The sequence below is a fragment of the Pseudomonas sp. CP4 genome, from assembly GCF_047758505.1.
Lineage (GTDB): Bacteria > Pseudomonadota > Gammaproteobacteria > Pseudomonadales > Pseudomonadaceae > Aquipseudomonas > Aquipseudomonas fluorescens_AO.
On the sequence record NZ_CP180489.1, the window covers coordinates 3,431,996 to 3,456,103 of the forward strand.

Sequence of the window (24,108 nt, forward strand, 5' to 3'; positions counted from 1 at the left end):
ACCGCAAAACGGCGGCGAGGTTTAACGCGCGCGTGGTGGCACCGAACGGGTGCGACCGCTGCCGTCGATGGCGACGAAGACGAAAACCGCTTCGGTGACCTTGCGCCATTCGCTGGACAGTGGGTCATCGCTCCACACTTCGACCATCATCTGGATCGAGCTGCGGCCGATTTCCAGGGTCTGGGTATAAAAGGACAGCTGCGCGCCGACCGCGACCGGGACGAGAAACGCCATGCGGTCAATGGCGACAGTGGCGACGCGACCGCCGGCAACGCGGCTGGCCATCGCGGTGCCGGCCAGATCCATCTGCGCGACCAGCCAGCCGCCGAAAATATCGCCGAAGCCGTTGGTTTCGCGCGGAAGGGCGGTGATTTGCAGGGCCAGGTCGCCCTGTGGGATCGGATCTTCTTGTTCGAGCTCTATCATGCCGAGGGGCCTCTGACCCGTGACTCTTCGTGGGTATTGCGGGTGGTAGCCGTCTTCAAGAAAAACGATTCAACACCGAACACACTGCGTTCGTCACGTTTTCCATCAGGCGCCTAAAGGGAAACTCTGCGAAAAAGGCTAAATCCCGAGCAAAGGACGGGCCAACAACGTTTTCGCACAGTAACCTCTTACAAATCCTGCGCAGGTGGCGAGTATATCGGTCGATAGACCCCGCGACGACCACCCGGTTCTGATTTCGACCGTCAATTACGCGCCTCTATGTGCTTTTTCGAACAATTTGCTATGGTGCCGAACCTGTCCGAGCCACCGCCAGCGTTGTTGTGGCGACAGATTCGACTATAAGAGAAGCCCTTGCCATGACCACAGCGCCTTCGAGCCTCGCGCAGCCCGAGCAACCCGCACGACCGTTGACCCGCAATGACTACAAGACTCTGTCGCTGTCCGCCCTCGGCGGGGCGCTGGAGTTCTACGATTTCATCATCTTCGTCTTTTTCGCCACCGTCGTCGGCAAACTGTTCTTTCCTGCCGACATGCCCGAGTGGCTGCGCTTGATGCAGACCTTCGGCATCTTTGCTGCGGGCTATCTGGCGCGGCCGTTGGGCGGCATCGTCATGGCGCACTTCGGTGACCTGCTGGGGCGCAAGAAGATGTTCACCCTGAGCATTTTCATGATGGCCGTGCCGACGCTGATCATGGGCCTGCTGCCGACCTACGCGCAGATCGGCATCTGGGCGCCGATCCTGTTGCTGCTCATGCGGGTGATCCAGGGCGCGGCGATTGGCGGTGAAGTGCCGGGGGCGTGGGTCTTCGTTTCCGAACACGTACCGCAAAAGCACATCGGCTACGCCTGCGGCACCCTCACCAGCGGCCTGACTGCCGGCATCCTCCTCGGCTCGCTGGTCGCCACGGCGATCAACAGCATTTATACGCCAGCCGAAGTGGCGGATTACGCCTGGCGGATCCCGTTCCTCCTCGGCGGCGTGTTCGGCCTGTTCTCGGTGTACCTGCGCCGCTGGCTGCACGAGACACCGGTGTTCGCTGAGCTGCAACTGCGCAAGGCACTGGCCGAAGAAGTGCCGCTGCGCGCAGTGCTGCGTGATCATCGCGGCGCCATTGCCATTTCGATGCTGCTGACCTGGTTGCTGTCGGCCGGTGTTGTCGTGGTGATTCTGATGACGCCGACCGTGCTGCAAACGGTCTACCACTTTTCGCCAACCACAGCCTTGCAAGCCAACAGCCTGGCCATCGTGTTCCTCAGCCTCGGCTGCATTGGTGCCGGCGCATTGGCCGACCGCTTCGGCGCCGGTCGGGTATTCGTGTTCGGTTGCCTGGGCCTGCTGATCAGCTCGTGGACCTTCTACCACAGCCTCGCCGATCATCCGGACTGGCTGTTCCCGCTGTACGCGCTGACTGGTCTGCTGGTCGGCACCATCGGCGCAGTGCCGTACGTGATGGTCAAGGCGTTCCCGCCGGTGGTGCGTTTCAGTGGGCTGTCGTTCTCCTACAACGTTGCGTACGCAATCTTCGGTGGCCTGACGCCGATGGTGGTGAGCCTGCTGCTCAAGGAAAGCGCGATGGGGCCGGCTTACTATGTAGCGGTGTTGTGCGGCGTGGGGATGGTGGTCGGTGCGTGGCTCTGGAAAAACGGCCGCTGATTAACGGCTGATCGTTCCCACGCTCTGCGTGGGAATGCATCCCGTGACGCTCTGCGTCACCTCTCGAAGCGGACGCGGAGCGTCCCTGGCGGCATTCCCACGCGGAGCGTGGGAACGATCTGTCGCGACATACTGGCCTTTCATCCAATTGTCATATTTCAGCCATAGAGTGTTCACATGGCCTGCTGATACTTGGCCCCGACTTAACACACCCTATCTGCTAGGAGTAAGGCATGAAACTGAAGCGTTTGATGGCGGCAATGACTTTTGTCGCTGCTGGCGTTGCGACTGCCAACGCGTTCGCCGCTGTTGACCCTGCTATCCCGAGCTACACCAAGACCACTGGTGTGTCGGGCAACCTGTCCAGCGTCGGTTCCGATACCCTGGCCAACCTCATGACCCTGTGGGCTGAGAACTACAAAAAAGAATACCCGAACGTCAACATCCAGATTCAGGCTGCAGGTTCGGCTACCGCGCCACCTGCGCTGACCGAAGGCACCTCTAACCTGGGCCCGATGAGCCGCAAGATGAAGGACACCGAACTGGCGGCCTTCGAGCAGAAATACGGCTACAAGCCAACCGCCATCCCGGTTGCCGTGGATGCCCTGGCCGTGTTCGTGCACAAGGACAACCCGATCCAGCACCTGACCATGGAACAGGTTGATGCGATCTTCTCGTCGACCCGTCTGTGCGGCGCCAAGGCCGACGTGAAAACCTGGGGCGACCTGGGTGTGACCGGCGATCTGGCCAACAAGCCAGTGCAACTGTTCGGCCGCAACTCGGTATCCGGCACCTACGGCTACTTCAAGGAAGAAGCCCTGTGCAAAGGCGACTACAAGCCTAACGTCAACGAACAACCAGGTTCGGCGTCGGTAGTGCAGTCGATCAGCTCCTCGCTCAACGGCATCGGTTACTCGGGCATCGGTTACAAGACCGCCAGCGTGAAAACCGTACCGCTGGCCAAGAAAGGCAGCACTGACTTTATCGAAGACACCGAAGAAAACGCCCTGAACGGCAAGTATCCGCTGTCGCGCTTCCTCTACGTTTACGTCAACAAAGCCCCGAACAAGCCTCTGGCCCCGCTGGAAGCCGAGTTCGTGAAGCTGGTGCTGTCGAAACAGGGCCAGGAAGTGGTAGTGAAAGACGGCTACATCCCGCTGCCAGCCAAGGTTGCTGCCAAAGCACTGGCTGACCTCGGTCTGCAGGAAGGCGGCGCAGTCGCCAAGAAGTAACACCCTGAGGCCGGCCTGAAGCCGGACTCCTGTGGGAGCGAGCCTGCTCGCGAAGGGGTGGTCACATGCAGCATAAATGTGACTGACCCGACGCTTTGGCGAACAGACGCGCTCCTGCAACCACCAAATTTTCGACTCCGCTGCCGGACTTCCGGCTGGCGGATTTGCTGCGTCACTGCATTGTCATCTTTCTGTCATACAGGATCGCTAGGGTGTGCGCATGAATGATCTGGCCAATTCCCCAATGACTACGACTTCCCCTCCCAAGCGCATTGATTTCAATACGCCTGAGCTGCAACGCAAGCGCCGTATTCGTGCGCTCAAGGATCGCTTCACCCGTTGGTACGTCCTCGTCGGCGGCCTGGCGGTGCTCGCGGCCATCACCCTGATTTTCTTTTTCCTCGCTTACGTCGTCGCGCCGTTGTTTCAAGGCGCTGACCTGACTGCGAAAGACTCGATCACCCCGGCCTGGATGCAGGACGCCGGCAAGCCGCTGATGATCTCGCTCGAAGAGCAGAATCAGGTGGCCATGCGCGTCTCCGACAAGGGCCAGGCGCTGTTTTTTGATATCGACAGTGGCGCTGAATTGAAGCGCGTCGATCTGCCATTGCCGGCCGGTGCCAGCGTAACGTCCATTGGCGAAGACCAGCCGGGTCATCCGCTGGTGGCCGTGGGCTTGTCCAACGGTCAGGCGCTGGTGTTCCGTCATACCTATAAAGTCAGCTACCCGGACGGTAAGAAAACCATCAGCCCGGCCATCGAATACCCGTACGGCGAGGCGCCGATTGCGCTGAACGAGAGCGGCGGTGCGCTGGAACATGTCAGCCTCAACGCCACTGATTCGACACTGATGCTGGTTGGCTCCACTGGCTCGCAACTCAATGTGCTGTCGCTGACCAGCGAAGAAAACATGATGACCGGCGAAGTCACCAACGAGCAGAAGCGTATTGATCTGCCGCAGATGACCGAGCCTGTGAAAAACATCTTCGTCGACCCGCGCCAGCAGTGGCTGTATGTAGTCAACGGGCGTGCCCAGGCCGACGTGTTCAGCCTGCGCGACAAGAGCCTCAACGGGCGTTACAAGTTGCTGGAAAATGCTGACGCCGAAGTCACTGCCACCACGCAACTGGTCGGTGGCATTTCGCTGATCGTCGGTGACTCCAAGGGTGGTCTGGCGCAGTGGTTCATGGCCCGTGACACCGATGGCGAGCTGCGCCTGAAGCAGATCCGCACCTTCCAGATGGGCACCACGCCGATCGTTGAAATCGCTGCCGAAGAGCGCCGCAAAGGCTTCCTCGCCCTGGATGCCAGCGGCAAGCTCGGCGTGTTCCACAGCACCGCGCACCGCACTTTGCTGGTCGATCAGGTGGTTGAAGGCCAGGGTCTGTTCGGTCTGTCGCCGCGCGCCAACCGCGTGATCGTCGAAGCCGGCGGCAAGCTGCAACCGCTGCTGCTCGACAACCCGCACCCGGAAGTCTCGTGGAGCGCGTTGTGGAGCAAGGTCTGGTACGAGAACTACGACGAGCCTAAGTACGTCTGGCAATCGACCGCGGCCAACACCGATTTCGAACCGAAACTGAGCCTGTCGCCACTGACCTTCGGCACCCTGAAAGCTGCGTTCTACGCGATGCTGCTGGCCGCGCCACTGGCCGTTGCGGCAGCGATCTACACCGCGTATTTCATGGCTCCAGGCATGCGCCGCAAGGTCAAACCGGTGATCGAGCTGATGGAAGCGATGCCGACGGTGATCCTCGGTTTCTTCGCCGGCCTGTTCCTTGCGCCGTATGTCGAGGGCCATTTGCCGGGCATCTTCAGCCTGCTGATGTTGCTGCCGATCGGCATTCTGGTGGCCGGTTTCACCTTCAGTCGCCTGCCTGAATCGATCCGCCTGAAAGTCCCGGATGGCTGGGAAAGTGCGCTGCTGATTCCGGTGATCCTGTTTGTGGGCTGGCTGTCGCTGTACATGAGCCCGTTCATGGAGAACTGGTTCTTCGGCGGCGACATGCGCATGTGGATCTCCCACGACCTGGGCATCACCTACGACCAGCGCAACGCTCTGGTGGTCGGTCTGGCCATGGGTTTTGCGGTGATCCCGAACATCTACTCGATCGCTGAAGACGCCGTGTTCAGCGTGCCGCGCGGCCTGACCCTGGGTTCGCTGGCCCTGGGTGCGACGCCATGGCAGACCATGACTCGCGTGGTGATCCTGACGGCCAGCCCGGGCATCTTCTCGGCGCTGATGATCGGCATGGGCCGTGCGGTCGGCGAAACCATGATCGTGCTGATGGCCACCGGCAATACCCCGGTCATGGAGATGAACCTGTTCGAAGGCCTGCGCACCCTGGCCGCCAACGTCGCGGTGGAAATGCCCGAGTCGGAAGTCGGCGGCAGCCACTACCGCGTGCTGTTCCTCTCGGCGCTGGTGCTGCTGTTGTTCACCTTCGTCATGAACACCCTGGCAGAACTGATTCGTCAGCGTCTGCGCAAGAAATACTCGTCGCTTTAAGCAAAGGTAGAAGTCTGTGAAACAGAACTCCCTGAAAGGATGGTTCAAGAGCGGCGCCCCGGGCGTCTGGATCAGCGGTGGCGCGGTGTCCATCGCGGTCATCATGACCATTGGCCTGTTGGCGGTGATTGCCGTGCGCGGTCTCGGTCACTTCTGGCCGGCGGACCTGATCCACGCTCACTACGACGTACCGGGCCAGGCCAATCACCTGGTGATCGGCGAAGTGGTACAGAAAGAAGAAGTGCCGCGCGCGCGTCTGAAGAGTGCCGGTTTGCCGGTGCCGGACGAGGGTCCGGAGTTCATGACTCGCGAGCTGATCAAGGTCGGCAACCGTGACCTGAACGGCAACGACTTCACCTGGATCGTCGGCGAGTGGCTGACCAACCAGACCACGCCGCCGGAGTTGATGGCGATCGAGCGTCGTGAGTGGGGTAACTTCTACGGCTACCTGGTCAACGTCAAACAGGACGGCAAGGTCATCGCGGAGGGCGAGGCCGCATGGCCTGAGCTGCAGGCGCGCATTGATCGTGTGAACGGCCTCGCTGCGCAACTGAAGTCGTTGGAAAAAACCGACATCGGCGCGATCAACGCCGGCCTCGAACGCATCCGTCTGCACGGCCGCAAGCTGGAGCTGGAAGGCAAACTCGACGCCACCGCACAAGCGGACATGGAATCCGAGCGCGCCGAGCTGAACGCGCGCTATCAGGACATCGAAGCACGTCTGGCTGATCTGCATGCGCAGTTCAACCGCGACGCACTGACTGCTCGCGATGCCAACGGCAAGGAAATCGAAATCGGTCTGGGCAAAGTGGTTCACGCCTACCAGCCGAACGCGATGAGCACACTGACCAAACTCGGTTTCTACTTCAGCAAAATCTGGGAATTCCTCTCCGACGACCCGCGTGAAGCGAACACCGAAGGCGGGATTTTCCCGGCGATCTTCGGCACCGTGATGATGACCCTGATCATGGCGATGATCGTCACCCCGTTCGGCGTGCTGGCGGCGGTGTACCTGCGTGAATATGCCAAGCAGAACACCCTGACCCGGGTGATCCGCATTGCGGTGAACAACCTCGCCGGCGTACCGGCGATCGTTTACGGCGTATTCGGTCTGGGTTTCTTCGTTTACGTCCTCGGTGGTTCGGTGGACCGCTTGTTCTTCCCTGAAGCACTGCCGGCGCCGACCTTCGGTACCCCGGGCCTGCTCTGGGCCTCGCTGACCTTGGCGTTGCTGGCCGTGCCGGTGGTGATCGTGGCGACCGAAGAAGGTCTGGCGCGCATCCCGCGCACCGTGCGTGAAGGTTCGTTGGCCCTGGGCGCGACCAAGGCGGAAACGCTGTGGAAGATCGTTATCCCGATGGCCAGCCCGGCGATGATGACCGGCATGATCCTCGCTGTGGCGCGTGCCGCCGGTGAAGTGGCGCCTTTGATGCTGGTGGGTGTGGTGAAACTGGCGCCGTCGCTGCCGGTGGACGGCAACTACCCGTATCTGCACCTGGACCAGAAGATCATGCACCTGGGCTTCCACATTTATGACGTCGGCTTCCAGAGCCCCAACGTCGAAGCAGCCCGCCCGCTGGTGTACGCCACCGCGCTGCTGCTGGTGCTGGTGATCGCGACGCTGAACCTGTCGGCGGTGTATATCCGCAACCACCTGCGCGAAAAATACAAAGCACTGGACAGCTAAAGCCATTAGCCACAAGCGGCAAGCTACAAGCCGCTTTTGCTCAAACTTGCAGCTTGCAGCTAGAAGCTTGCAGCTACGAACGGAGTGAGACCCCATGCAGCACGAAACACACAGCCACGGCATCAACATGTCTGCCCTGGGCCGCGACAAGCAGAGCCTGGACCTGGCGCAGGAAACCGTCGCCATCGAAGTGCCGGGCCTGAGCCTGTACTACGGCGAAAAACAGGCACTGTTCGACGTCAGCATGAACATCCCCAAGCAGCGTGTGACTGCGTTCATCGGCCCGTCCGGCTGCGGCAAGTCGACGCTGCTGCGTACCTTCAACCGGATGAACGATCTGGTCGACGGCTGCCGTGTCGAGGGCGCGATCAACCTGTACGGCAACAACATCTATCGCAAGGGCGAAGACGTGGCCGAGCTGCGTCGTCGCGTCGGCATGGTGTTCCAGAAGCCCAACCCGTTCCCGAAGACCATCTACGAAAACGTGGTCTATGGCCTGCGCATCCAGGGCATCAACAAGAAGCGCATCCTCGACGAAGCCGTTGAATGGGCGTTGAAAGGCGCGGCATTGTGGGACGAGGTCAAAGACCGCCTGCACGACTCGGCCCTCGGCCTTTCCGGCGGTCAGCAACAGCGTCTGGTGATCGCGCGCACCATCGCGGTCGAGCCGGAAGTACTGCTGCTCGACGAACCGTGCTCGGCTCTCGACCCGATCTCGACGCTGAAAGTCGAGGAGCTGATCTACGAGCTGAAGTCCAAGTTCACCATCGTCATTGTTACCCACAACATGCAACAGGCGGCACGGGTGTCCGACTACACCGCGTTCATGTACATGGGCAAACTGGTGGAATTCGGCGACACCGATACCCTGTTCACCAATCCGGCGAAGAAGCAGACCGAAGACTACATCACCGGTCGTTATGGCTGATCGAACAGCTGCAAGCCGCAAGTTTCAAGCGGCAAGAAAGAGCGGTTCGAGTACGACACAAATCAGCTTGCAGCTTGTAGCTTGCAGCTCATGGCTTTTGCGGAGCAAATCATGATTTCGAAGGAAGGTTTAACCCATCACATTTCCGCGCAGTTCAACGCCGAACTGGAAGAAGTGCGCAGCCACCTGCTGGCCATGGGCGGGCTGGTCGAGAAGCAGGTCAACGACGCGGTCACGGCGCTGATCGAGGCCGACTCCGGCCTGGCTCAGCAGGTGCGTGAGATCGACGACCAGATCAACCAGATGGAACGCAACATCGACGAAGAATGCCTGCGTATTCTCGCCCGTCGTCAGCCGGCGGCGTCCGACCTGCGTTTGATCATCAGCATTTCCAAGTCGGTGATCGACCTTGAGCGCATCGGCGACGAAGCGACCAAGATCGCCCGCCGTGCCATCCAGTTGTGCGAAGAAGGTGAAGCGCCGCGCGGTTACGTCGAGGTTCGTCATATTGGCGACCAGGTGCGCAACATGGTCCGCGATGCGCTGGACGCCTTCGCCCGTTTCGATGCCGATCTGGCGTTGTCGGTGGCGCAGTACGACAAGATCATCGACCGCGAATACAAAACCGCCTTGCGTGAGCTGGCCACCTACATGATGGAAGATCCGCGCTCGATCTCGCGGGTGTTGAGCATCATCTGGGTCCTGCGTTCGCTGGAGCGCATCGGCGATCATGCGCGCAACATCTCCGAACTGGTGATCTACCTGGTGCGCGGCACCGACGTGCGCCACATGGGCCTCAAGCGCATGAAGGAAGAAGTTGAAGGCACAAGCACTGAAACCGCTAATGTTCCGGGCGAAGCTGACGATAAGTAAGATTGCCTGAGAAAAGCGCCCGGCCCTCTGGCCGGGCGTTTTTGTTTGCGCTTTACACAAGGCAGATCGAATTAAAAAGCAGCACCCGCGAACGAAAAGTCCCGGCGTGACTGAAGAGTTTTGGCAATGTGCCATCAGCCAGCGTTATGCTTGCCGGGATTTTAATAGGGGTGTTGGATGAGCAAGATCAGTGTGTTGGTCGTGGACGATGCTTCGTTCATTCGTGACCTGGTGAAAAAGTGCCTGCGTAATTACTTCCCGGGAATCCGCACCGAGGACGCCATCAACGGCAAAAAGGCCCAGGCCATGCTGGCCAAAGAGGCTTTTGACCTGGTGCTGTGTGACTGGGAGATGCCGGAAATGTCCGGCCTCGAACTGCTGACCTGGTGCCGCGAGCAGGACAACCTCAAGACCATGCCGTTCGTCATGGTCACCAGCCGTGGCGACAAGGAAAACGTCGTGCAGGCGATTCAGGCCGGCGTTTCCGGCTACGTCAGCAAGCCGTTCACCAACGAGCAACTGCTGACCAAGGTCAAGCAGGCACTGAACAAGGTCGGCAAGCTCGACACCCTGATGAACAGCGCGCCGACCAAGATGAATTCGGCGTTCGGCAACGACTCGCTGAGCGCACTGACCGGCGGCAAGCCTGCCGTGGTCGGTGGTGCTCCGGCTGCTTCGGCGGCCAACCCGTTTGCCAAGCCTGCCGCTGCAGCTGCGGCAGCCGCTGCGCCATCGCGCGGTTTGCTCAACAGCCCACCAGTTCAGGCACCCGGTGCATCCAAGGCGCCGGTGGGCGGTCGCGGTCAGGGCCAGTTGCGCCTTCCAAGCGGTACTCAGCAATGCGTGATCAAGGCCTTGAGCATCAAGGAGGCGCTGCTGGTAGTGAAACGCACCGAGACCCTGCCGCAGATCCTCGACAGCGCTGTGCTTGATCTTGAGCAGGGCGACAACGCCGAGATTGCGCGCCTCAACGGTTACCTGCACGCCATCGTCGCCCACGAGCAGAAAGCCGACAGCGACTGGCTGCAACTGACCTTCCGCTTCGTCGACCAGGACGCGCAGAAGCTCGACTACATCTCGCGCCTGATCGCTCGTGGCACGGCGCAGAAGCACTTCGTACCCGGCGCGTGATCTTCATCGCCTGATAGGCCGCCTTCGCGAGCAGGCTCGCTCCCACCTTGGAACGCATTCCAAATGTGGGAGCGAGCCTGCTCGCGAAGGGGCCAGCCAAAACACCAACCATCTCCCGTGCAGGCGAATTTGAAACATCTGTCGACTAGCCTGGTCTGTCTCAGCTGCTAGGCTGATTCCCAGGCCTTCCTTCGACAGACTTTTGCCCATGCTCGCGCGCCTGCTGTTTTTCTGCGGTCTCTGCCTGGCCTCCGGGCTGGCGATGGCCATGACCATCTACAAATCCACCGACGCCAATGGTGTGGTCTCGTACAGCGACCGCCCGAGCAAGGGCGCGAAAGTCTTCGTGTTCCAGGACCGGATGGTCGAGCACCTTGATCGCCAGGTGTACCTGGACATCAAAAAGCAGAAGGGCGTCGACGTGGTGTTTGCGCGCAACGATCTGTATGCGCCGGTCGAGGTTGCCTTGGCCTTCATCGGCACGAGCAATGTGCGTGGCGCGCCCGCGCAGGCGATCCGTCGCGTGCTGCCACCGCGCAGCAACACGCGGCTGGCGCTGCTGACGGCGATCAGCCGTGACCAGCCGCTGGTGTATTCGCCGCAGTTCCAATATTCGCTGGGCGACCCCGCAGGCACCGCGCAGAGCTATCGCTATCCGCTGCCCTGGCGTGGCGGGCCGTTTCGCCTGAGTCAAGGCGCCAACGGCCAGTACAGCCACTACGGGCCGAAGAATCGTTACGCCATGGACATCGCCATGCCGGTGGGCACGCCGATCATCGCCGCGCGAGCGGGAGTGGTGGTCAAGACCGAGAACTCCCAGAGCGGGCGCGGCACCGATGCCTCCGGCAATTTCGTCCGGGTGCTGCACGACGACGGCACCATGGGCGTGTACCTGCATCTGAAACAGGGTTCGGTGAGCGTGCGCGAAGGCCAGCGGGTCAAGGTCGGCAGCCCGCTGGCGCTGTCCGGCAACACCGGCAACAGCAGCGGCCCGCACCTGCACTTCGTGGTGCAGCGCAATACCGGAGAGGGGCTGGTGTCGATACCGTATCAGTTCAACCAGCCGCTGGGGGCGTTACCCAACTTTGCGTTGGGCAAGCAGTAGGCGCGATAGGGTGTTGAGGGTTTTTGTGGCGAGGGGATTTATCCCCGTTGGGCCGCGAAGCGGCCCCAAATATTGCAACTCTGTACTAACTGACTGCATTCAATGGTTTTGGGACGGCTGCGCCGTCCAACGGGGATAAATCCCCTCGCCACAAGAGCCCCCCAAACTCCCATCAATCGAGCATCAACACCTTGGCCAGGACAATCTTCGGCCCTTTCATCTTCTTGATGATGATCCGCAGGCCTTCAACTTCCAGCACTTCTTCCTCTTCCGGCACCCGTTTCAGGGTTTCGTAGACCAGCCCGGCGAGGGTTTCCGCTTCAATGTGATCAAGATCGATGCCCAACAGGCGCTCGACCTTGAACAAAGGCGTATCGCCGCGCACCAGCAGCTTGCCCGGCTGATAGGCGAGGATGCCGCGTTCAGCCTTGCGGTGTTCGTCCTGAATATCGCCGACCAGCACTTCCAGCACGTCTTCCATGGTCAGGTAGCCGATGATGTTGCCGTCAGCCTCCTCGACCACGGCGAAGTGCGAGCCACCCTTGCGGAACTGCTCCAGCAGCTGCGACAGCGGCATGTGCCGCGATACGCGCTCCAGCGGGCGGGTCAGCTCGGCCAGGTTGAACGACTCGGGAATGTGGTCCAGCGCCGCCAGTTCCAGCAGCAGATCCTTGATGTGCAGCAGGCCGACGAACTCCTGGCGCTCGCTGTCGTACACCGGATAACGGCTGAACTTGTGGCGACGGAACATCGCCAGGATTTCCTTCAGCGGCGCGTTGAACTCCAGGGTGATCAAGTCTTCGCGGGAGTTGGCCCAGTCGACCACTTCCAGCTCGCCCATTTCCACCGCCGAAGCCAACACGCGCATGCCCTGATCGCTCGGATCCTGGCCACGGCTGGAGTGCAGGATCAGTTTCAGCTCTTCGCGGCTGTAATGGTGTTCATGGTGCGGGCCGGGTTCACCTTGCCCGGCGATACGCAGAATCGCGTTGGCGCTGGCGTTGAGCAGGTAGATCGCCGGGTACATCGCCCAGTAGAACAGGTACAGCGGCACTGCCGTCCACAACGACAGCAGCTCGGGTTTGCGGATCGCCCACGACTTGGGCGCCAGCTCACCGACCACGATGTGCAGGTACGAAATGATGAAGAACGCGGTGAAGAACGACACGCCTTTGATGATCTCGGGCGAGTCGACGCCGACCGCGCTCAGCAGCGGTTCGAGAATGTGCGCGAACGCCGGCTCACCGACCCAGCCCAGACCGAGGGAGGCAAGGGTGATGCCAAGCTGACACGCCGACAGGTAGGCATCGAGCTGACTGTGCACGGTGCGCAGGATGTGCCCGCGCCAGCCGTGTTGTTCAGCGATGGCCTCGACCCGGGTCGAGCGCAATTTGACCATGGCGAATTCCGCCGCAACGAAAAAGCCGTTGAGCAACACCAGGATCAGAGCAAAAAGGATCATGCCGAAGTCGGCGAAAATGGTAGCGAGGGACAAGCCAGGGGAAGGGTCCATGATGGAGTTTTGCGGGTTCCGTGTGATTCGATAGTAGGGAGAAACAGCACCTGAAAGGCAGGCACAAGGCAGCCAATGTAGCGGCTGACTGTACGATTGCCTAGTGGCGTGTGCCGGGCGGCATCACTCGGTGGCGCTGATCGCCCGTGCGCTGGCCACCTGGGCCGGGGCGAAATGGCAGGTGAACGTGCTGCCGTGGCCGGGCACGCTGCTGATTTCCATCCGCGCGCGGTGGCGCAGCAGCACGTGCTTGACGATGGCCAGGCCTAAGCCGGTGCCGCCGGTATTGGAATTGCGACTGGAGTCGACACGGTAGAAGCGTTCGGTCAGGCGCGGCAGGTGTTTGCTGTCGATACCGATGCCGGAATCCTGCACGCTCAGGTGCGCGCCTTGCTCGTCGCCCCACCAGCGAATGCGGATGTTGCCCTCGGCCGGGGTGTACTTGACCGCGTTGAACACCAGATTGGAAAACGCACTGCGCAGCTCGGCTTCGCTGCCCTTGAGCAGCAGGCGCGCGTCGGCTTCGAGGCTGATGCGCTGGTTTTTCGCCCCGGACAACTGCTGCGCATCGCTGGTGATCGATTGCAGCAGCGTGTCGATCTGCACTGGCTGGTTGTCCGACGGATAGTCGGTGGCTTCCAGTTTCGCCAGCAGCAACAGATCGTTGAGCAACGTCTGCATGCGCCCGCCCTGTTGCTGCATCTGCTGTAGCGCCCGGCTCCAGCGCGGGTTCACTTCTTCGACATTGTCCAGCAGGGTTTCCAGATAGCCGCAGATCACCGTCAGCGGTGTGCGCAGCTCGTGGGAGACGTTGGCGATGAAGTCCTTGCGCATCTGTTCCAGCTGATGAATGCGTGTGACATCGCGCACCAGCATCAGGTGTTCATTGTTGCCGTAGCGGGTCAGGTACAGCTGAATGCGCACGCGATCGTTGGTCGGCGAAGGGATTTCCAATGGCTCGGCAAAGCTGTCCTGCTCGAAGTATTCCTTGAAGCGCGGATGGCGCACCAGGTTGGTCACCGGTTGGCCGCTGTCCTGCGGAGTCTTCAGGCCGAGCAGGGTTTCAGCGGCGCGGTTCCACCATTCGAGGTTGCCGTCGCTGTCGAGCATGATCACCGCGTCTTTCAGCGCAGCGGTGGATTCCTGCACCCGGTCGATCACCGCCTGCAGACGCCCGCGCACCCGTTGGTCGCGGCGTTGCAGGTGATAAATGCTGTCGAACACCTCGCCCCACAGGCCATAACCATCGGGCGGTGCTTCGTCGGGTTGATGCTGGCGCAGCCATTCGTGCAGACGCAGCAATTGCTTGAGCGTCCAGGCCAGATAAAGCCCCAGACCCGCCGCCAGGCTCCAGCCGTAATAGCCGGTGATCAGACCGATCACCAGGCAGGCGGTGACCAGCAACAGCATGTGGCGAATCAGGGTGCCATGCCAGTTTTGATTCACAGAGGCGTCCTTAGCCGCAGCTTCGAGTTTCAAGCCGCAAGCTCCAAGCTAAAACGGATCGGCTTTCACTTGCCGCTTGTAGCTGAAAGCTTGCAGCTGCTTTTATGCTTTTGTGGAGAACCGATAACCGGTGCCGCGCACGGTTTGTACCAGATTTTCGTAAGCGTCGCCGAGGGCCTTCCGCAGGCGGCGGATGTGCACATCGACGGTGCGCTCTTCGACATAGACGTTGCCGCCCCAGACCTGGTCGAGCAACTGGCCACGGGTGTAGGCGCGTTCCTGATGGGTCATGAAGAATTGCAGCAGGCGGTATTCGGTCGGGCCCATCTCGGCAGGTTTGCCGTCGATGGTCACGCGGTGGCTGATCGGGTCGAGCAGCAGGCCGCCGACTTCGATCGGCGCTTCGCCATCGGTCGGCCCGGCACGGCGCAGTACAGCCTTGAGGCGGGCGACCAGTTCACGTGGGGAAAACGGTTTGGTGATGTAATCGTCGGCGCCGACTTCCAGGCCCTGGATCTTGTTGTCTTCTTCGCCCTTGGCGGTGAGCATGATGATCGGGATGTCCCCGGTCAGCTCGTCACGCTTGAGGCGTCGGGCCAGTTCGATGCCCGAGGTGCCGGGCAGCATCCAGTCGAGCAGGATCAGGTCCGGCTTGCGGTCAACGATGATGGCGTGGGCCTGCTGCGAGTTCTCCGCCTCGAGGCAGTCATAGCCGGCCATTTCCAACGCCACGGCGATCATTTCGCGAATGGGCGCTTCGTCGTCGACGATCAGAATGCTCCTGCCAACCATGCCTTAATCCTCTTGTCATTTAACTGTCTTGCGCCGCATTAGATAACGGAATTATTGCAGTCGTGTGACAGTATTTCAGCGCGACGGCGTTTGTGCCGATCCTGAACTAAGCTCTAAGTCCGAATCCTGACAACCACAAAAGAAGGTTTCCATGACTCAGATGACTGTTTCTTTCAAAGCCCTGCTGATGGCCGCAGCCCTGACATTACCGGGGCTGGCCATGGCGGCCGATCCGGCGATGGAAAAGGACGGCATGTACACCGACCACAAGGGCATGACCCTGTACACCTTCGCCAAGGACTCCGCTGGCAAGTCTGCCTGCAATGACAAATGCGCGGCGAACTGGCCGCCGTTGATGGCGCAGGCGGGTGACAAATCCATGGGCGACTGGACGGTGATCAAGCGTGACGACGGTTCGATGCAGTGGGCCTACCAGGGCATGCCGCTGTACACCTTCGTGATGGACAAGAAGGCCGGCGACATGACCGGCGACGGCAAAATGGACGGCGCCTGGAAAGTCGCCAAGGCCAAATAACCACGGTCCAAAACCCTGTGGGAGCGAGCCTGCTCGCGAAGCGTTGTGTCAGTTATCGCAGAGGTGACTGACATGACGCCTTCGCGAGCAGGCTCGCTCCCACAGGTGTCATGCATTAGCGCAGCGCGTAATCCAGCACGATCCCGACAAATATCGCCAACCCTGCCCAGTGGTTGTGCAAGAACGCCTGGAAGCAACGCATGCGGTCCTTGCTGCGCGTGTACCAGAACTCCCACGCATAACACCCGGCCGCCACCAGCAAGCCGAAGTGGAACCAGATCCCCAGCTCGAACTTCGACCCGGCCAGAATCAGGCAGGCCAGCGACAATGCCTGCAAGCTAAGGATGATCATTCGATCCGCCTCGCCAAACAGAATCGCCGTGGATTTCACGCCGATCTTCAGGTCGTCATCGCGATCGGTCATTGCGTAATAAGTGTCATAACCCACCGTCCACAGCAAATTGGCAATCCACAGCAGCCACGCCGCCGCCGGCAACTCGCCGGTCTCGGCGGTGAACGCCATTGGCATGCCCCAGGAAAACGCCGCCCCCAGCACCACTTGCGGGTAATAGGTGTAGCGCTTCATGAACGGATACGTGAATGCCAGCGCCAGACCGCCCAGCGACAGCCAGATCGTCGGCGCGTTGGTGCACAGCACCAGTAGAAAACTGATGCCCATCAGCACGGCAAAGAACACCAGCGCTTCCTTCGAGCTGATCCGGCCAGCAGCGAGCGGCCGTTGCGCGGTGCGTTTGACGTGGCCGTCGACCTTGCGGTCGGCCCAGTCGTTGATCACACAGCCGCCGGCACGGGTCAGCACTACGCCAAGAACAAAAATCACCACGTTGGCCAGCGACGGCGAGCCCTTGCCGGCAATCCACAATGCCCACAGCGTCGGCCACAGCAGCAGGTAAATGCCGATCGGCTTGTCCATGCGCGTCAACTGAACGAAATCCCAGGCGCGCGGGTTCAGCCGGTTGAGGGACTTGAGCAGGCTCTGATACATCAGCAATTCTCCGGATGGGCGCGGGCGGCGTCCCACAGGCTCGGCAGGAAGATTTCCGCGACCAGCACGCTCAGCGCGCCACGATCGAAACGCGAACGCCGGCCCCACAATTCAGGGGCTTGCACCGCTGGCGGCAACCATTGTTCAGGGTAGTGGCAGACTTCAATGGCGCGGCGCTGAAATGCCCGATCACAAAACAGCAGTTCACCCAACGAGCGGCTGCCCAGTTCATCCATGTGCAAGCCATCACCTTGCAGGGCCGCCCGCGAGGCAACGCTGCGGGCAAACACCCAGGCTTCGCCGTGGCCGCGCAAATAAACCTCACGGACCCAGCCTTCGCTGCCCTCGGCCAGCTCCAGTGCCGCGCATTCATCAGCGCGCAAGGTGTCCCAGCCTTCGAACAGCGGCGACACACTGAAGCCGTCCTCGGACAAACGGGTCAAACGGCGGGTCAGCGAACCTTCGTCGAACAACCAGTCGAGGGTAAGAGGATCGGGGCGAGGCGTCAGGCGGTCTTGGGTCAGCCAGAGCGGGGCGAGGCAGGCATTTGAATGTTGCACAATGAGTCATTATTGGCCGCAAATGAGGCGGCGAGCTTACCATGGCGGGCGACAAGATCGAGCGGCGCCGGCCGCCGTTGCGCCGAACAGGCTTGCATCTGCCCGGCACCCTCAGTACAAAACGCCCTGAGCCGGATGGCAACGCTGCACCCATCGACCGTCCGCGCCGGCACTACGCCTGAACCCCGAGGAAGTACCTGAATGAAGAAGTGGCAATGTATCGTCTGTGGCCTGATCTATAACGAAGCCGACGGCTGGCCGGATGACGGCATCGCGCCGGGCACCCGCTGGGAAGACGTTCCGGCAGACTGGCTGTGCCCCGACTGCGGCGTCGGCAAGATGGACTTCGAAATGATCGAAATCAACTAAGCAAATCAGAGGAGTAAGGCATGAGCGCACCAGTCGTCATCATCGGCACCGGGCTTGCGGGCTACAACCTGGCCCGCGAGTTTCGCAAGCTCGACAGCGAAACCCCGCTACTGCTGATCACCGCCGACGACGGCCGCTCTTACTCCAAGCCGATGCTCTCCACCGGTTTCGGCAAGCACAAGGACGCCGATGGCCTGAGCATGGCCGAACCCGGCGCCATGGCCGAGCAGTTGAAAGCCGAGGTGCGCACCCACACGCGCATCAGCGGTATCGACGCCGGCCACAAACGCTTGTGGATCGGTGAAGAAGCCGTGCCCTATCGCGACCTGATTCTGGCCTGGGGCGCGGAAACCGTGCGCGTGCCGATCGAAGGCGACGGCGCGGAACTGGTATTCCCGATCAACGATCTCGAAGACTACGCGCGCTTCCGTGCCGCGGCGGCGGGCAAGCGTCGAGTGTTGTTGCTCGGCGCCGGGTTGATCGGCTGCGAATTCGCCAATGACCTGATTCTCGGCGGCTACGAAGTGCAACTGGTCGCGCCGTGCGAACAGGTCATGCCGATGCTCTTGCATCCCGCCGCTGCGGCGGCCGTGCAGGCCGGGCTGGAAAGTATCGGGGCGAAGTTTCACCTCGGCCCGGTGTTGACCCGGCTGGAGAAAGTCGCCGATGGCCTCGAAGCGCACCTGTCCGATGGTCAGGTCATCCCTTGCGATGTCGTGGTCTCGGCGATCGGCCTGCGCCCACGCATCGATCTGGCGGCGGCTGCCGGCGTGCTGGTCAATCGCGGCGTGATGGTCGATCGTTACCTGAAGACTTCCCACGCCAACATTTACGCCTTGGGCGATTGCGCCGAAGTCGACGGGCTCAATCTGCTTTACGTGATGCCACTGATGAGCTGCGCGCGTGCCTTGGCGCAAACCCTCGCTGGAAACCCGACCGCGGTCAGCTACGGGCCGATGCCGATTACCGTGAAAACCCCGGTGTGCCCGCTAGTGGTTTCGCCGCCGCCGCGCGGTAGCGAAGGTGTCTGGAGCGTGGAAGGGCAGGGCGCCGACATCAAAGCGCTGTGCCACGGTGCCGACGGTCAGTTGCTCGGTTACGCCCTGACCGGCGGGGCGGTCATGGAAAAACTGGCCCTGAACAAACAGCTGCCGCCACTGCTGGCGTAAATGCCGGTCGTTCTGTCGTAAACACCGCTCTTTTGCCCCGACAAAGGTCGTGGGGAGACTGGCGCCGCCGTTGGCGGCGTGCCATTCTCACTCCCGTCTGCCGCAGAGTAGAGCCTGCGGCGCCTTGGGCGCTGTTCCAACGAGAACAGCACGGACATAACAACAAAAAACCGTCAAAGGGGCTTCACTAATGCGTAAACCAGAACTCGCCGCTGCAATCGCCGAAAAGGCAGACTTGACCAAAGAACAGGCCAACCGCGTCCTGAACGCTGTCCTCGAAGAAATCACCGGCGCCCTGCACCGCAAGGACAGCGTGACGCTGGTCGGCTTCGGCACCTTCCTGCAACGCCACCGCGGCGCCCGCACCGGCAAAAACCCGCAGACCGGCGAGCCGGTCAAGATCAAGGCCAGCAACACCGTGGCGTTCAAGCCAGGCAAGTCGTTGAAAGACAGCGTCAATCCTTGATGGCGGCGTACTCCCCTGAATAACGGGGAGAACCGCAAATGAAAAATGGGCACACCGATTGCGGTCGGGTGCCCATTTTTTGTGGCTGTCTGTTGGCTTACTGGCGTCGGAAGCAGGCCTTGCCGTTGCCGAAATCCACGGCCAGGCAGTTTGGCTCGATCGCCAGTTGCAGGTCCTGGAACAGTCCGCCCAGATCGCTGTTGGAGGCAGGCTTGGTTTTGCTTTCCAGCACTACTGTCTGGTTCTCGACTTTCCAGGTGCCTTTGGCAAAGCCATCGGCGCTGCCATACGCCACACCGGCATCAAAGGTGCCGTCCTTGCGCAAGAGCAACTCGGCGCCCATTTCCATCGCGCCGGTCAGGTAGTAATGGCCGTCCAAAGGTGGGGTTTCCGCTGACGCTTGGGTGATGGGCAGCCACATAAGCGCGGCGAAAAATATGGGTTTCAATTCCATGAGTTAAAGCTCCTGACCATTGGTTTTCATGTAAGAAGTATCCCTGAGTTTTGTCAGAGTATTCTCCGGCATGAAGTGAAGGGATTTCTGGAGACGGATGCATCGATAACTATCGAGTTTGCACTGCAGGGGCGTGTTTCTTGAAGATAAAAGTTTCAAGTTAATGAAATGCCATCATTGTGCTAGCACTTTTCGTGTTGTTCGTTGTCGCGGGCGAATGGTTGAAAGATGGCTATCCGTATTCGGAAGTGTCCTACTTCTATTTTTTTTTGAATTTGGCATGCTGCACGCCACTCGAGGATACGAGCGTCAGGTAAACTCGCCCGGCCGTGGCGCAGGGCTCTGGGTCAAGGGTTTGGCAGGGTCATGGAAAATTCGTCGTGTATTAATCGGCCTCAGGGAAACCCCTGCGACATATAGGGCGATCTCCTACAGACCTCAACGAACAGTTCGTCTTGTTGTTTAATCAGATGCTTGCTAGTGGCCATCATAGTGATTACGATGCGCCCACTTGAAAGAGCACATCTCAATTGGATGAGTCGCTGAACTGCTCTTCGATACTGTCCCGCGTTGCTGAAACTCTATTCGCACGCATGACTGTAAACCTTAATAAAGGCCATGGATGTCCTACTCAAGCAAACTTTCCGCCCATTACCTCGAACTCGCAAAAGTCTCTGTTTCCAAAGAGAATTTCGCGGGCGAAGACGTTCGTTTCTCGAGCGAATTCGAGGCGCTGGAAAGTGAGCTGGCCAAGGCTTCGTCGATGCACGAAAGCGGGCAGATCGACTGGCTGAAAATCCGCGAAAACAGCGAAAATCTGCTGCGTACCCAATCCAAGGATCTGCGTGTCGGCGCCTGGCTGACCTGGTCGCTGTACCAGCGCGAATCCTTCCCCGGGCTGCTGGCCGGCCTCGGTCTGCTGCACCATCTGTCGGAAAACAACTGGGCCGACGTCCACCCGCTCAAACCCCGTACCCGTGCCGCCGCGATCGGCTGGCTGGTACCGCGTCTCGAGCAGGTCATCACCGAAAACATTGCGATCAAAGAGCAGTTGCCGATGTTCCGGCAGCTCTCCGAGCACCTGGCCGGTCTTGAGGCAGCGTGCACTGCACATCTGGGCGATGACGCGCCGCTGTTATTGCCGATCTCCCGCCGCCTGAAAACCATGATCCAGCGTGCCGCCGACAACCAGCCGGCCCCCGGCGTGGTGGGCGCGGCGGTGGCGCAGGTCAAGCAGGCCGCGAGTCAGTTGCTCACCCCCGGCGCGCCGATCGACAACGAACGCGATGCGCACAAAGCCCTGCGCGCGCAGCAGGACAGCGCCCGCCCCTTGTGCGCGTGGTGGCTCAAACAGAAGGCCACCGACTTGCGCGCTCTGCGCCTCAATCGCACGCTGCTGTGGATGACCATCGACGCGGTGCCCGAGCGCAACGCCGAGCAGATCACCGTATTGCGCGGCCTGCCGCTGGAAAAGCTCAAGCTCTATCAGGACCGTTTCGATCAGGGCAAATACGCCGACCTGCTGGTGGAACTGGAGGCGAGCCTGGCGAAGGCGCCGTTCTGGTTCGATGGCCAGAGGATGGTCTGGGAATGTCTCCAGAACCTCAACGCCGAATTGGCAATGCGCGAAGTGGAAATCCACTTCGCGCTTTTGATTCAGCGCCTGCCGGGCATCATCGAGTTGCGCTTCCATGACGGCGCGCCGTTTGCCGATCCGTCCACCCGGGCGTGGATCGCCGCCAACGTCATGCCGCACCTGCAAAGCGCCAGCGCGCCGCGCAAGGTCGAAAGCGAGAACGTCGAAACCCAGCCGGCGTGGGAAAAAGCCCTCGAGGAAGTCCAGCCGATCCTGCGCAAGGAAGGTTTGAAGCCGGCCGTGCAGATTCTCAAGCAGGGTCTGCAATCTGCCCACGGTGGCCGTGAACGCTTCTTCTGGCAGTTCAGCCTCGCGCGGCTGTGTTTCCTGGCCAAGAAATACGAACTGGCCAAGAACCAGCTCGAAACCCTCGATCAGACACTACAGGACTCAGGCCTGCACGCCTGGGAGCCCGATCTTGCATTGCAAGTGCTGCACCTGCTGCACAGTTGCTGCGAGTTGTTGCCGCAGAACCACGCCGTACGTGAAAGCAAGGAAGAGATTTATCGCAGGCTGTGCCACCTCGACCTCGAAGTGGTACTCGAATAGGCCCCAGGGCCACAACCGCAAGGAGAAAAGCCATGGCCAAAGAAGGCTCGGTAGCCCCCAAGGAACGCATCAACGTCACCTTCAAACCCGCCACCGGCGGTGCTCAGGAAGAGATTGAACTGCCGCTGAAGCTGCTGGCAATCGGTGACTACACCCACCGCAAGGACGATCGCAAAATCGAAGATCGCAAGCCGATCAGCATCGACAAGATGACCTTCGACGAAGTGTTGGCCAAGCAAGAGCTGGGTCTGACGCTGAGCGTGCCGAACCGTCTGCAGGAAGATGGCGAGGCTGAAGAGCTGGCCGTGCAATTGCGCGTCAATTCGATGAAGGACTTCAACCCGGCCAGCCTGGTCGAGCAAGTGCCTGAGCTGAAAAAACTGATGGAACTGCGCGATGCGCTGGTGGCCCTCAAAGGCCCGCTGGGTAACGCACCTGCGTTCCGTAAAGCGATCGAAGGCGTGCTCGCCGACGACGAATCCCGCGGTCGCGTACTCGGTGAGCTGGGCCTGAACGCCGCAGCCCCGGACGCCTGAGACTCCAGTAGCCAAGGAAGCCAACACAATGAGCACTAGCGCAGCACAAGAGAAGAGCGCCGCCAGCGGCGAATACAGCATTCTCGACAGCATCATCGCCGAAACCCGTCTGACCCCGGACGACGAAGCCTACGACATCGCCAAGCGTGGCGTGTCGGCGTTCATCGAAGAGCTGCTCAAGCCGCAGAACAACGGTGAGCCGGTCAAGAAAGCCATGGTTGACCGCATGATCGCCGAGATCGATGCCAAGCTCAGCCGTCAGATGGACGAGATCCTGCACCACCCGGATTTCCAGGCGCTGGAATCGTCGTGGCGTGGTCTGCAGTTGCTGGTCGACCGCACCAACTTCCGCGAAAACATCAAGATCGAAATCCTCAACGTCTCCAAAGAAGACCTGCTGGACGATTTCGAAGATTCGCCGGAAGTCATGCAGTCGGGCCTGTACAAGCACATCTACACCGCTGAATACGGCCAGTTCGGTGGTCAGCCGGTGGGCGCGATCATCGCCAACTACTACATGTCGCCAAGCTCGCCAGACGTCAAGCTGATGCAGTACGTGGCCAGCGTTTCGTGCATGTCCCACGCGCCGTTCATCGCTGCTGCCGGGCCGAAATTCTTCGGCCTGGAAAGCTTCACCGGCCTGCCGGATCTGAAAGATCTGAAAGACCACTTCGAAGGCCCGCAATTCGCCAAATGGCAGAGCTTCCGTACCTCGGAAGACTCGCGCTACGTTGGCCTGACCGTGCCGCGTTTCCTGCTGCGTAACCCGTACGATCCGGAAGAAAACCCGGTCAAGTCGTTCGTGTACAAGGAAACCGTTGCCAACAGCCACGAGCACTACCTGTGGGGCAACACCGCTTACGCGTTCGGCACCAAGCTGACCGACAGCTTCGCCAAATTCCGCTGGTGCCCGAACATCATCGGCCCGCAGAGCGGTGGCGCGGTTGAAGACCTGCCGTTGCACCACTTCGAAAGCATGGGCGAAATCGAAACCAAGATCCCTACTGAAGTTCTGGTTTCCGACCGTCGTGAATACGAACTGGCCGAGGAAGGCTTCATCTCCCTGACCATGCGCAAAGGCTCCGACAACGCGGCGTTCTTCTCCGCAAGCTCGGTGCAGAAGCCGAAGTTCTTCGGCATCAGCGCAGAAGGCAAGGCGGCAGAGCTGAACTACAAGCTCGGCACCCAACTGCCGTACATGATGATCGTCAACCGTCTGGCTCACTACTTGAAAGTGCTGCAGCGCGAGCAACTCGGTTCGTGGAAAGAGCGTACCGACCTCGAGCTGGAACTGAACAAGTGGATCCGTCAGTACGTTGCCGACCAGGAAAACCCGAGCGCCGAAGTCCGTGGCCGTCGTCCGCTGCGTGCTGCGCAAGTGATCGTCAGCGACGTTGAAGGCGAGCCGGGCTGGTATCGCGTGAGCTTGAACGTGCGTCCGCACTTCAAATACATGGGTGCCGATTTCACCCTGTCGCTGGTTGGCAAGCTGGACAAAGAGTAAGAGCGACTC

General features: G+C 60.5%; 22 protein-coding genes. 15 read left to right on the forward strand and 7 right to left on the reverse strand.

The window, feature by feature from the left end:
* Positions 1–21: 21 nt before the first annotated feature.
* Entirely contained in the window at positions 22–426 is a 405-nt protein-coding gene (locus tag ACMYUN_RS15235) for an acyl-CoA thioesterase (protein WP_003229628.1), read from the reverse strand.
* Between the two features lie 377 nt (positions 427–803).
* Here ACMYUN_RS15235 and ACMYUN_RS15240 point away from each other — a divergent pair, with 377 nt between their 5' ends.
* The 8 genes from ACMYUN_RS15240 to ACMYUN_RS15275 all read left to right on the forward strand — a co-directional run bounded on the left by ACMYUN_RS15240 (position 804) and on the right by ACMYUN_RS15275 (position 11,564).
* Positions 804–2,102 (forward strand): MFS transporter, encoded by a 1,299-nt coding sequence (locus tag ACMYUN_RS15240; RefSeq protein ID WP_039757299.1) that lies wholly within the window; start codon positions 804–806, stop codon positions 2,100–2,102.
* A gap of 233 nt (positions 2,103–2,335) precedes the next feature.
* Positions 2,336–3,334 (forward strand): phosphate ABC transporter substrate-binding protein PstS, encoded by a 999-nt coding sequence (locus ACMYUN_RS15245; protein ID WP_038359380.1) that lies wholly within the window; start codon positions 2,336–2,338, stop codon positions 3,332–3,334.
* Between the two features lie 472 nt (positions 3,335–3,806).
* Entirely contained in the window at positions 3,807–5,840 is a 2,034-nt protein-coding gene (locus ACMYUN_RS15250; protein WP_200890451.1) for an ABC transporter permease subunit, read from the forward strand.
* A 16-nt stretch (positions 5,841–5,856) separates the two neighbouring features.
* A complete protein-coding gene (gene pstA, locus ACMYUN_RS15255) occupies positions 5,857–7,527 on the forward strand; it encodes a phosphate ABC transporter permease PstA (RefSeq protein WP_129997970.1) in 1,671 nt (556 codons plus the stop codon).
* A gap of 94 nt (positions 7,528–7,621) precedes the next feature.
* Positions 7,622–8,455, forward strand: coding sequence for a phosphate ABC transporter ATP-binding protein PstB (gene pstB / locus ACMYUN_RS15260; protein WP_016772482.1), 834 nt, complete (start codon positions 7,622–7,624; stop codon positions 8,453–8,455).
* Between the two features lie 111 nt (positions 8,456–8,566).
* A complete protein-coding gene (phoU, locus tag ACMYUN_RS15265) occupies positions 8,567–9,328 on the forward strand; it encodes a phosphate signaling complex protein PhoU (protein ID WP_039757305.1) in 762 nt (253 codons plus the stop codon).
* Between the two features lie 177 nt (positions 9,329–9,505).
* Positions 9,506–10,459 (forward strand): response regulator, encoded by a 954-nt coding sequence (locus tag ACMYUN_RS15270; RefSeq protein ID WP_415761049.1) that lies wholly within the window; start codon positions 9,506–9,508, stop codon positions 10,457–10,459.
* Positions 10,460–10,667: 208 nt separating this feature from the next.
* A complete protein-coding gene (locus ACMYUN_RS15275; protein WP_039757307.1) occupies positions 10,668–11,564 on the forward strand; it encodes a peptidoglycan DD-metalloendopeptidase family protein in 897 nt (298 codons plus the stop codon).
* A 172-nt stretch (positions 11,565–11,736) separates the two neighbouring features.
* Here ACMYUN_RS15275 and ACMYUN_RS15280 read toward each other — a convergent pair whose 3' ends face one another.
* The 3 genes from ACMYUN_RS15280 to phoB form a co-directional block, all read right to left on the reverse strand.
* A complete protein-coding gene (locus ACMYUN_RS15280) occupies positions 11,737–13,077 on the reverse strand; it encodes a hemolysin family protein (protein WP_016772486.1) in 1,341 nt (446 codons plus the stop codon).
* Between the two features lie 123 nt (positions 13,078–13,200).
* Complete coding sequence (gene phoR, locus ACMYUN_RS15285; protein WP_310403681.1) at positions 13,201–14,487, reverse strand: phosphate regulon sensor histidine kinase PhoR; 1,287 nt, start codon at positions 14,485–14,487, stop codon at positions 13,201–13,203.
* 138 nt (positions 14,488–14,625) lie between these two features.
* The gene (phoB, locus tag ACMYUN_RS15290) at positions 14,626–15,315 is read right to left on the reverse strand and encodes a phosphate regulon transcriptional regulator PhoB (RefSeq protein WP_007896474.1); all 690 of its coding nucleotides are present in this window, start codon (positions 15,313–15,315) and stop codon (positions 14,626–14,628) included.
* Positions 15,316–15,466: 151 nt separating this feature from the next.
* On the opposite strand from phoB, the gene ACMYUN_RS15295 reads away from it, so the two are divergent.
* Entirely contained in the window at positions 15,467–15,850 is a 384-nt protein-coding gene (locus tag ACMYUN_RS15295) for a hypothetical protein (RefSeq protein ID WP_039757314.1), read from the forward strand.
* A gap of 115 nt (positions 15,851–15,965) precedes the next feature.
* Here ACMYUN_RS15295 and ubiA read toward each other — a convergent pair whose 3' ends face one another.
* The gene (ubiA, locus tag ACMYUN_RS15300) at positions 15,966–16,856 is read right to left on the reverse strand and encodes a 4-hydroxybenzoate octaprenyltransferase (protein WP_415761050.1); all 891 of its coding nucleotides are present in this window, start codon (positions 16,854–16,856) and stop codon (positions 15,966–15,968) included.
* Positions 16,856–17,416, reverse strand: coding sequence for a chorismate--pyruvate lyase family protein (locus tag ACMYUN_RS15305; RefSeq protein ID WP_415761051.1), 561 nt, complete (start codon positions 17,414–17,416; stop codon positions 16,856–16,858). The genes ubiA and ACMYUN_RS15305 overlap by 1 nt, the downstream gene beginning before the upstream one ends.
* Positions 17,417–17,617: 201 nt before the next feature.
* Between ACMYUN_RS15305 and ACMYUN_RS15310 the strand changes: the two genes are divergently transcribed.
* The 3 genes from ACMYUN_RS15310 to ACMYUN_RS15320 all read left to right on the forward strand — a co-directional run bounded on the left by ACMYUN_RS15310 (position 17,618) and on the right by ACMYUN_RS15320 (position 19,420).
* A complete protein-coding gene (locus ACMYUN_RS15310) occupies positions 17,618–17,785 on the forward strand; it encodes a rubredoxin (RefSeq protein WP_003177199.1) in 168 nt (55 codons plus the stop codon).
* A 20-nt stretch (positions 17,786–17,805) separates the two neighbouring features.
* Positions 17,806–18,954, forward strand: a complete 1,149-nt coding sequence (locus ACMYUN_RS15315; protein ID WP_415761053.1) for an NAD(P)/FAD-dependent oxidoreductase — start codon at positions 17,806–17,808, stop codon at positions 18,952–18,954.
* A 190-nt stretch (positions 18,955–19,144) separates the two neighbouring features.
* A complete protein-coding gene (locus ACMYUN_RS15320; protein ID WP_003213368.1) occupies positions 19,145–19,420 on the forward strand; it encodes an HU family DNA-binding protein in 276 nt (91 codons plus the stop codon).
* 97 nt (positions 19,421–19,517) lie between these two features.
* On the opposite strand, the gene ACMYUN_RS15325 is transcribed toward ACMYUN_RS15320, so the two are convergent.
* The gene (locus ACMYUN_RS15325) at positions 19,518–19,874 is read right to left on the reverse strand and encodes a hypothetical protein (protein WP_415761054.1); all 357 of its coding nucleotides are present in this window, start codon (positions 19,872–19,874) and stop codon (positions 19,518–19,520) included.
* 622 nt (positions 19,875–20,496) lie between these two features.
* On the opposite strand from ACMYUN_RS15325, the gene tssA reads away from it, so the two are divergent.
* Genes tssA through tssC form a run of 3 tightly spaced genes read left to right on the forward strand, consistent with a single transcriptional unit; the run spans position 20,497 to position 24,099 of the window.
* Positions 20,497–22,059 carry a type VI secretion system protein TssA gene (tssA, locus tag ACMYUN_RS15330; protein WP_415761055.1) on the forward strand — a complete coding sequence of 521 codons (1,563 nt, stop codon included), beginning with the start codon at positions 20,497–20,499 and terminating at the stop codon, positions 22,057–22,059.
* A 32-nt stretch (positions 22,060–22,091) separates the two neighbouring features.
* The gene (gene tssB / locus ACMYUN_RS15335) at positions 22,092–22,595 is read left to right on the forward strand and encodes a type VI secretion system contractile sheath small subunit (protein WP_016772498.1); all 504 of its coding nucleotides are present in this window, start codon (positions 22,092–22,094) and stop codon (positions 22,593–22,595) included.
* A gap of 28 nt (positions 22,596–22,623) precedes the next feature.
* A complete protein-coding gene (gene tssC, locus ACMYUN_RS15340; protein ID WP_016772499.1) occupies positions 22,624–24,099 on the forward strand; it encodes a type VI secretion system contractile sheath large subunit in 1,476 nt (491 codons plus the stop codon).
* Positions 24,100–24,108: the final 9 nt, after the last annotated feature.

What these genes read in the sequence shown, in the direction of transcription:
- ACMYUN_RS15235 (WP_003229628.1), bottom strand. Translation starts at nt 426, where the DNA reads ATGATAGAGCTCGAACAAGAAGATCCGATCCCACAGGGCGACCTGGCC.
- ACMYUN_RS15240 (WP_039757299.1), top strand. Translation starts at nt 804, where the DNA reads ATGACCACAGCGCCTTCGAGCCTCGCGCAGCCCGAGCAACCCGCACGA.
- ACMYUN_RS15245 (WP_038359380.1), top strand. Translation starts at nt 2,336, where the DNA reads ATGAAACTGAAGCGTTTGATGGCGGCAATGACTTTTGTCGCTGCTGGC.
- ACMYUN_RS15250 (WP_200890451.1), top strand. Translation starts at nt 3,807, where the DNA reads ATGCAGGACGCCGGCAAGCCGCTGATGATCTCGCTCGAAGAGCAGAAT.
- pstB (WP_016772482.1), top strand. Translation starts at nt 7,622, where the DNA reads ATGCAGCACGAAACACACAGCCACGGCATCAACATGTCTGCCCTGGGC.
- phoU (WP_039757305.1), top strand. Translation starts at nt 8,567, where the DNA reads ATGATTTCGAAGGAAGGTTTAACCCATCACATTTCCGCGCAGTTCAAC.
- ACMYUN_RS15270 (WP_415761049.1), top strand. Translation starts at nt 9,506, where the DNA reads ATGAGCAAGATCAGTGTGTTGGTCGTGGACGATGCTTCGTTCATTCGT.
- ACMYUN_RS15275 (WP_039757307.1), top strand. Translation starts at nt 10,668, where the DNA reads ATGCTCGCGCGCCTGCTGTTTTTCTGCGGTCTCTGCCTGGCCTCCGGG.
- ACMYUN_RS15280 (WP_016772486.1), bottom strand. Translation starts at nt 13,077, where the DNA reads ATGGACCCTTCCCCTGGCTTGTCCCTCGCTACCATTTTCGCCGACTTC.
- phoR (WP_310403681.1), bottom strand. Translation starts at nt 14,487, where the DNA reads ATGCTGTTGCTGGTCACCGCCTGCCTGGTGATCGGTCTGATCACCGGC.
- phoB (WP_007896474.1), bottom strand. Translation starts at nt 15,315, where the DNA reads ATGGTTGGCAGGAGCATTCTGATCGTCGACGACGAAGCGCCCATTCGC.
- ACMYUN_RS15295 (WP_039757314.1), top strand. Translation starts at nt 15,467, where the DNA reads ATGACTCAGATGACTGTTTCTTTCAAAGCCCTGCTGATGGCCGCAGCC.
- ubiA (WP_415761050.1), bottom strand. Translation starts at nt 16,856, where the DNA reads ATGTATCAGAGCCTGCTCAAGTCCCTCAACCGGCTGAACCCGCGCGCC.
- ACMYUN_RS15310 (WP_003177199.1), top strand. Translation starts at nt 17,618, where the DNA reads ATGAAGAAGTGGCAATGTATCGTCTGTGGCCTGATCTATAACGAAGCC.
- ACMYUN_RS15315 (WP_415761053.1), top strand. Translation starts at nt 17,806, where the DNA reads ATGAGCGCACCAGTCGTCATCATCGGCACCGGGCTTGCGGGCTACAAC.
- ACMYUN_RS15320 (WP_003213368.1), top strand. Translation starts at nt 19,145, where the DNA reads ATGCGTAAACCAGAACTCGCCGCTGCAATCGCCGAAAAGGCAGACTTG.
- ACMYUN_RS15325 (WP_415761054.1), bottom strand. Translation starts at nt 19,874, where the DNA reads ATGGAATTGAAACCCATATTTTTCGCCGCGCTTATGTGGCTGCCCATC.
- tssA (WP_415761055.1), top strand. Translation starts at nt 20,497, where the DNA reads ATGTCCTACTCAAGCAAACTTTCCGCCCATTACCTCGAACTCGCAAAA.
- tssB (WP_016772498.1), top strand. Translation starts at nt 22,092, where the DNA reads ATGGCCAAAGAAGGCTCGGTAGCCCCCAAGGAACGCATCAACGTCACC.
- tssC (WP_016772499.1), top strand. Translation starts at nt 22,624, where the DNA reads ATGAGCACTAGCGCAGCACAAGAGAAGAGCGCCGCCAGCGGCGAATAC.